Here is an 8146-nt window from a genome sequence, read left to right as displayed (position 1 = left end):
ACACCGTCGACGATGGCCAGCATGTTCGCGCCGAAGTTCTCTTGCAGCTGCGTGTGCTTGTAGAGGTTGTTGAGCACGACCTTCGCGACAGCGTCGCGCTTGAGCACGATGACCAGGCGCTGGCCGGTGCGGCCCGAAGTTTCGTCGCGGATATCGGCGATGCCCGTGATCTTGCCCTCGCGGGCGAGGTCACCGATCTTCACCGCGACGTTGTCGGGGTTGACCTGGTAGGGCAGCTCCGTGATCACCAGGCACGTGCGGCCCTGGATCTCTTCGACATTGACCACCGCGCGCATCGTGATCGATCCGCGGCCGGTGCGGTAGGCATCCTTGATTCCCTTGGTGCCGAGAATCTGCGCGGATGTCGGGAAGTCGGGGCCGGGGATCCGCTCCATCAGAGCTTCGAGGAGCTCCTCGCGGGTGGCGTCAGGGTGCTCGAGTGCCCAGAGTGCGCCGGCGGAAACCTCGCGCAGATTGTGCGGCGGGATGTTGGTGGCCATCCCGACCGCGATACCCACCGACCCGTTGACAAGCAGGTTCGGGAACCGCGCAGGCAGCACCATCGGCTCCTGCGTCTGCCCGTCGTAGTTGGGCTGGAAGTCGACAGTCTCTTCCTCGATGTCCCGGACCATCTCCAACGCGAGCGGCGCCATCTTGGTCTCGGTGTATCGCGGTGCGGCAGCCCCCTGGTTTCCGGGGGTACCGAAGTTCCCCTGTCCGAGCGCTAGCGGGTATCGCAGCGCCCACGGCTGAACGAGGCGGACGAGGGTGTCATAGATGGCCGAGTCACCGTGCGGGTGATACTGACCCATGACCTCGCCCACGACACGCGAGCACTTCGAGAACGACTTGTCGGGGCGGTAGCCGCCGTCGTACATGCCGTAGATCACACGGCGGTGCACGGGCTTGAGCCCATCGCGCACGTCGGGAAGGGCGCGGCCGACGATGACGCTCATCGCGTAGTCGAGGTAGGACCGCTGCATCTCCAGCTGCAGGTCGACCTGATCGATTCGACCGTGGTTGTGCACCGGCTCGGGACGTTGTTCGTCTGCCATGTCTGTCTCTACTTCGTCGTTTCGATGTGCTCGCGTACTCAGATGTCCAGGAAGCGGACGTCTTTCGCGTTTCGCTGGATGAACCCGCGGCGGGACTCCACGTCCTCGCCCATGAGGATCGAGAAGATCTCATCGGCGGCGGCGGCATCGTCGATGGTGACCTGGCGCAGCGTCCGGGTCAGCGGATCCATCGTGGTCTCCCACAGCTCCTCGGCGTTCATCTCACCGAGACCCTTGTAGCGCTGGATCGCGTTGTCTTTGGGGATGCGCTTGCCCGCGGCAGCTCCCTCGGTCAGAAGCGCGTCCCGCTCGCGGTCCGAGTACACGTACTCGTGGGGGGAGTTGGTCCACTTGATCCGGTACAGCGGGGGCTGCGCCAGGTAGACATAGCCGGCTTCGACGAGCCCGCGCATGTAGCGGAACAACAGAGTCAGCAGCAGCGTCGTGATGTGCTGACCGTCGACGTCGGCATCCGTCATCAGCACGATCTTGTGGTACCGGGCCTTCGCGATGTCGAAGTCCTCACCGATACCCGTGCCGAAGGCGGAGATCATCGCCTGGACTTCCTTGTTACCCAGGGCCCGGTCAAGGCGCGCGCGTTCGACGTTCAGGATCTTTCCGCGAAGGGCAAGGATCGCCTGGGTGTGCGGATCGCGACCACCGACAGCCGAGCCACCGGCCGAGTCCCCCTCGACGAGGAAGATCTCACTGATCGACGGGTCCTTGGAGACGCAGTCCTTCAGCTTGTCGGGCATCGCCGCCGACTCGAAAACGCTCTTGCGGCGTGCGGTTTCGCGTGCCTTGCGAGCAGCGAGTCGTGCGGTTGCCGCATCGATCGCCTTGCGGATGACGTTCTTGGCCTGCGCGGGGTTGCGGTCGAGCCAGTCCGTCAACTGGTCGCCGACGACCTTCTGCACGAAAGCCTTGGCTTCGGTGTTGCCGAGCTTCGTCTTGGTCTGACCCTCAAACTGCGGCTCAGAGAGCTTCACCGAGATGACGGCGGTGAGTCCTTCACGGATGTCTTCACCGGTGAGGTTGTCATCCTTCTCCTTGAGCATGCCCTGGGCACGCGCGTACCGGTTGACGAGCGTCGTCAACGCGGCGCGGAATCCCTCTTCGTGGGTTCCGCCCTCGTGCGTGTTGATGGTGTTCGCGAAGGTGAACACGTTCTCGGTGTAGCTCGTGGTCCACTGCATCGCCAGTTCGAGCGAAATGTGGCGGTCAGTGTCTTCGGACTCCACCTCGATGATCTCGTCGTTGACGACCTCGGTCTTGCGTACCTTGTTGAGGTACTCGACATAGTCAACGAGCCCGCGCTCGTAGAGGAAGTCATCGTGGGGCTGGGTGGCGGCCGCATCGCTGGACTGATCGTCGACGACGTAGGCGGACTCCGGGCGCTCGTCTCGTAGCGTGATCCGCAGCCCCTTGTTGAGGAAGGCCATCTGCTGGAAACGGGTGCGGAGGGTGTCGTAGTCGAAGTGCACGGTGTCGAAGATCCCGGCATCCGGCCAGAACGTGATGGTCGTTCCGGTCTCGTCGCTCGGCTCGCCCTTCTCGAGCGGTGCGAGCGGAGTTCCGCCGTTTCGGAACGACTGGCGCCAGACGAATCCCTGGCGCTTGACCTCGACCTCGAGGCGCGTCGACAGGGCGTTCACAACCGAGGAGCCGACGCCGTGCAGACCACCGGAGACCGCGTATCCGCCGCCGCCGAACTTACCGCCGGCGTGGAGCACCGTCAGGACGACCTCGACGGTGGACTTTCCCTCGGTGCGGTGCATGTCGACCGGGATTCCGCGGCCGTTGTCGACCACCCGAACCGCACCGTCCTCGAGGATCGTGACCGTGATGGTGTCGCAATAGCCGGCCAGGGCCTCGTCGACCGAGTTGTCGACGATCTCGTACACCAGGTGATGAAGGCCCCGCTCACCGGTCGAGCCGATGTACATGCCGGGTCGCTTGCGCACCGCCTCCAGTCCTTCGAGGACTTGGATGGCGTCAGCCCCGTATTCGTTCTGGACCTTGCCGGCGTTTGCGAGCTGGGGATCTTCGGGAACGCTTTCAGGGACTTCTGAGGGCATGGTGAGAGGCGCTCCACATCGACGATAGGACTATCGGACAGTCTATCAAGTCCAGGGCAGCATTCAGCGCTCTGCGGGCCTGTGGCGCGATGAAATTCGCCGCGACGTCCCGGGAGGTGGGTCAGCCGTAGGTATCGCGCGGACCGCGGCCTGGAACGGCTCTCGGCCCCCATTTCCAGGAGGGGACGTCCGGCCCGATGAAGCGGACGCTCTCGACCCCGGCATCCGGGAACCGACGAATGATCTCGGTGAGGATCTGCGAGCGCATGTTCTGCAGCTGCCGAGCCCACGCCGTCGAATCGGCCTGGACGGTGAGGATGCCGTCGACAAAGCCCACCGGACGGGTGTGGCGGGCCGTCTCGGCCCCGGCAACCTCGTTCCAGGTGAGAACCACATCTTCCCGCGCCAGCTGTGCGTCCCATCCCGCCTCCCGCGTGAGGTCGGTGAGGATGTCGGCGACCCCCTTCGGGTCGCGACCCGCCGTGAACGGCTCGTTCTCGTCATCGGTCCTGCGCCTCCGGCGGCGGGCGACGCGGGCCGTGGGGGCAAGCCCTCGCAGACGCAGGTACGTGGCGATGGTCTCGGGAACCGACGATGTCCTTTCCGCCTCCGTGCTCACGACACGTCCCGCTCAGCGGGGCCGGTGCCACTCAGGGTGCCCGCCTCGACCCGGACCGTACCGACCCGAAGCGCCGCGGGAACATCCTGCTCGACCGCGGCGGTCACGATCACCTGCTCGAACTCACCCACGATGTCGGCCAGGCGCGCCCGGCGACCCGCGTCGAGTTCGGCGAAGACATCATCAAGGATGACGATCGGGTCGCCGAGCTGAGAGTCGGCTCGGAGCAGGTGCGCCGACGCAATACGCAGCGCCAGGGCCAGCGACCACGATTCGCCGTGCGAGGCGTACCCGCGGGCGGGCAGGCCCCGAAGCGAAAGTAGGAGGTCGTCCCGGTGGGGACCCACGAGGTTGACCCCGCGTTCCAGTTCCGATGCGCGTCTTTCGCGCAGCGCGGCACGAAATCGCTCGAACAGGTCGCCGGTCTCGGTGACGCCGGCCCGGCCCTCGTCGTCATCGGGGTCGGCGCCGTCTACCGAGAGCACCCACCGCGCATCCGGGGCGTGATCGGCCCCGGCGATCGAGGCGTATGCATCGGCGATCGGTCCCGCGAGATCCCGCACCAGTGCCTCGCGCGCGCGGATGATCTCGACCCCGAGGGCGACGAGTTTGTCATCCCACACATCCAGGGTCGGGAGGGCTTCAGCGTCCAGGCGCCTGGCGCGGGCCGACTTCAGCAGCGCCCCGCGCTGCTTGAGAACGCGGTCGTAGTCGGCGAGTGTCGCCGACAGTCGCGGGTATCGCTGCACGAGAAGCTGGTCGGCGAAGCGGCGCCGCGCGCCCGGATCACCGCGGACGATCTGCAGGTCTTCGGGCGCGAACAGGACGACATGCGCGTAACGTCCGAGCTCTCCGGTGCGGATGCCGGTTCCGTTCACCTGCGCACGGTTGGAGCCCTGACGGTTGATCTGGACGTCGACGTTCAACCGCCGTTCCCCGTGCGCGAGGGTTGCCCGAACGATGGCGAAGTCCGAACCGTCGCGCACCAGCGGTGCGTCAGATGACACGCGGTGGGAACCGGCCGTCGCGAGGTACCCGACAGCTTCAGCGAGATTGGTCTTGCCCTGACCGTTGCTTCCGACCAGAACCGTCGGTCCGCTGGAGAGCTCAAGCTCGGCACGAGCGTAGTTGCGGAAGTCAGTGAGACTCAGCCGCTCGACGATCATCGGTACAGGCTATCCGCCACCGGCGACGCGCAACCCGCGTCGGCGATCAGCGCAGCAGCAGGTTGGGCTGCAGCAGGTACTTGAAGGAATCCTCGCCCGAACGGTCGACCGAGGTCTGGGCGGTAATCAGCACGGGGCTCAGCTTGTTGGCGTTATCGCTCGAGGTGAAGGTCACCCGTGCGAACTCGCTGCGAACCGCGCCGAGAGCCTCGAGCAGGTACTGCGGGTTCAAGCCCAGCGTGACATCGTCACCGCTCAGCGTCGCATCGACGGATTCGGTAGCCCGGGCCTGTTCGGTGCCGGCGGCATCCATCGACACGCCCTCTGCGGTGAACGTGAACCGCAGCGGCGCTGACCGGTCAAGCACCAGCGACACACGGCGCACCGCTTCGGCGAACTCCGAGGTGCTGACGACTGCGTGGTGTTCGGTCTGCTCGGGGAACAGCCGGCGGACCGGAGGGAAGTTGCCCTTGATCAGCAGAGACGTGACTGTCTTGTTGCCCGCCGTGAACGCGATGATCTCGCGGTCGCCGCTCCCCGAGAACGCGATCGAGATCTGCCCCGAGTGCGCGAAGGTCTTGCCGACCTCGGTCAAAGTGCGGGCGGGAACGAGAGCTGTCGCACCCTCTTCGGATGCTCCACCTGCCGGATCCCAGGGAATCTCCCGCAGGGCGACCCGGTAGCGGTCGGTGGCGACGAGGCTCAGACGGTTGCCGGAGACTTCGAGCTGAACACCGGTCAGCACCGGCGTGACATCGTCGCGGGATGCCGCGAAGGCCACCTGCGCGATCGCGGTGGCGAAATCTTCGGCGGGGACGAGACCCGACTCGCCCGTGACTTCGGGAATCGCAGGGTACTCGGCAACCGGCATGGATGCGAGCGTGAAGGTCGCCGAACCGCAGGTCAGCAGGATCCCGCCGTCGTCGTCAACGCGAACAGTGACCGGAGCGTTGGGCAACCGGTTCGCGATCTCGGACAGCAATCGACCGTGGACGAGAATCGTCCCCGGGTCATCGACCGTTGCCTCGATGAGGGTTCGTGCCGATGCTTCGTAGTCGAACGCCGACAACGACAGGCCGTCTGCGCTTGCCTCGATGAGGATGCCCGCCAGGATCGGCTGCGGATTGCGTTGTGGCAGCAGCTTGACGACGAACGACACAGCCTCGCTGAACACATCGCGGTTGACTTCGAACCTCACGTGCGCTCCCTCGATCCGGTTGGGCTCTCCCATGCTAGTGCCCACATGTCTTGTGACTTCAAGAGATCCGCGGGGGCTCGCCCTGACGGCAGCGTCGCACCGAAGGTCATCGAACCGGATTCATCTCAAGAAGTTCTTTGTCATGGTGTTAACAGCTGTGGGAACTGTGGATGAATCGCGCGATCCCTTGCGCCGAGCCGAAACCACATTCGTGTCATTTGTGGAGGGACTGCGGATGAGTTGCGTGAAGCGACGCGTCGGCGTTCGCGACGGATGCTCTCGTTCCACAAGCGCGTGCAGCTTCATTCACAACTGAGCGTGCAGCTTCCACACTTATCCACAAGTTATCCACAATGTGGGGAACGCGTATTTTTGTGCCACCACCCGCGTCGTGTCAAGTGAGAATCCATGAGCTTCCTATGAGCCCCGGATTGGTCGCAAGCGAGTCGGCTCAGCGGCCGTTGCGGCCCAGCTGAGCGGTGATCTCAGACACCTGGTTGTAGATGGAGCGACGTTCCTTCATGAGGTCGCTGATCTTCTTGTAGGCGTACATCACCGTCGTGTGATCGCGGTTCCCGAAGAGCTGCCCGATCTTCGGCAGCGAGAGGCTCGTCCGCTCTCGGCACAGATACATGGCGATCTGACGGGCGGTGGCGACTGCCTGCGAGCGGCTGGACCCGTAAAGATCGTCGACCGAAAGCTTGAAGTACGTAGCGGTGGCCGCGATGATGTCGGTCGGTGAGATGACGTTGGCGTCATCCTGATCGATGATGTCGCGCAGCACGGTCTGGGCCAGCGAGATGTCGAGGCTCGAGCGGTTCAAGCTCGCGAAAGCCGAGACCCGGATGAGTGCGCCCTCGAGTTCGCGGATGTTCGATGAGACCGCGGTGGCGATGTACTCCAGGACGTCGTCGGGAATGTGGAGTCGCTCACTCTGCGCCTTCTTACGCAGGATCGCGATGCGCGTTTCGAGGTCGGGTGCTTGGACATCGGTGATGAGGCCCCACTCGAACCGACTCCGCATCCGATCTTCGAACCCGGTCAGGTGCTTCGGGGGCACGTCGCTCGTGATCACGACCTGCTTGTCGTGATCATGGAGCTGGTTGAAGGTGTGGAAGAAGGCTTCCTGAGTCTCTGCGCGGCCCTGCAAGAACTGGATGTCGTCGATGAGGAGGATGTCGACATCCCGGTATCGCGCCTGAAAGGCGGCGCCCCGGTTGTTCGCGATGGAGTTGATGAAGTCGTTCGTGAACTCTTCGCTCGAGACGTATCGAACCTTGATCCCGGCATAGAGGCTGATCGCGTAATCGCCGATCGCGTGCAGGAGGTGGGTCTTGCCGAGTCCGGAATCGCCGTAGATGAAGAGCGGGTTGTAGGCCTTGGCCGGCGCCTCAGCGACGGCTACCGCGGCTGCGTGAGCGAACCGGTTGGACTGGCCGATGACGAAGTTGTCGAAGGTGTACTTCGGGTTCAAGCGCGTGTCGGTTCGCGACGAGGTGTTCGTCGACTCGACGGGTTCCTCGGCAGCGCGGTGAACGGATGCCGCGGGCGGCGCGGCCAACGGCAGGACCGCAGTCAGGTGAGACTCGGCCAGGTCAGGGTTCACGACCACACGGAAAGCCGACACGCTCTCGCCACTGCCATCTTCGGCGTGAGCCAGTGCCTCGAGAATCGGCGCGCGCATCCTCTTATTGATCTGCGCGGCGGTCAGTTCGTTCGGAACATCGAGGTAGAGGGTGCCGCCCATGACGCCTTGAGCTACCGCAAGATTGAGGAACCCCTCCAGCTGCGGGGTGATTCGGTCATCTCCACGCATGATTTCCAGCGCGGCGGTCCAGACGGGAACATCCGGAATCTCGTGGGTCGACATGGCCCCCCTCAGGCTTCAGCGGCATCGGTGCGGCGAGCCCGTCCCCGGCTGTGGATAACTTTCGGAGCAACGGTAGTCAGCGGCATCCGTCAGCGCAAAATCAACTGTAGACGCGACGCGCGTGTCGTCTCCAGATGGTGGATGACGCTGGGGATAATGT

6 protein-coding genes are annotated in these 8146 nt (G+C 64.4%); all 6 read right to left on the bottom strand.

The window, feature by feature from the left end:
- Positions 1 to 1055 (bottom strand): DNA gyrase subunit A (locus B3587_RS14045; protein ID WP_292729793.1); only part of this gene is annotated, 1055 nt, incomplete at its 3' end.
- A gap of 38 nt (positions 1056 to 1093) precedes the next feature.
- Positions 1094 to 3133: a DNA topoisomerase (ATP-hydrolyzing) subunit B gene (gene gyrB / locus B3587_RS14040; protein ID WP_292729790.1), complete on the bottom strand. Its 2040-nt coding sequence runs from the start codon at positions 3131 to 3133 to the stop codon at positions 1094 to 1096.
- Between the two features lie 121 nt (positions 3134 to 3254).
- Complete coding sequence (locus tag B3587_RS14035; protein WP_228179212.1) at positions 3255 to 3752, bottom strand: DUF721 domain-containing protein; 498 nt, start codon at positions 3750 to 3752, stop codon at positions 3255 to 3257.
- Positions 3749 to 4918, bottom strand: coding sequence for a DNA replication/repair protein RecF (recF, locus tag B3587_RS14030; RefSeq protein WP_292729785.1), 1170 nt, complete (start codon positions 4916 to 4918; stop codon positions 3749 to 3751). Before recF ends, B3587_RS14035 begins: the two co-directional genes overlap by 4 nt.
- Positions 4919 to 4964: 46 nt before the next feature.
- Positions 4965 to 6116, bottom strand: coding sequence for a DNA polymerase III subunit beta (gene dnaN / locus B3587_RS14025; protein WP_292729783.1), 1152 nt, complete (start codon positions 6114 to 6116; stop codon positions 4965 to 4967).
- Positions 6117 to 6567: 451 nt separating this feature from the next.
- On the bottom strand, positions 6568 to 7863 hold the full coding sequence (gene dnaA, locus B3587_RS14020) for a chromosomal replication initiator protein DnaA (protein ID WP_375236744.1): 1296 nt from the start codon (positions 7861 to 7863) through the stop codon (positions 6568 to 6570).
- Positions 7864 to 8146 lie beyond the last annotated feature (283 nt).

The organism is Microbacterium sp. UBA837 (assembly GCF_002296025.1).
Classification (GTDB): domain Bacteria; phylum Actinomycetota; class Actinomycetes; order Actinomycetales; family Microbacteriaceae; genus Microbacterium.
This window is presented reverse-complemented; position numbering and strand designations above follow the sequence as displayed.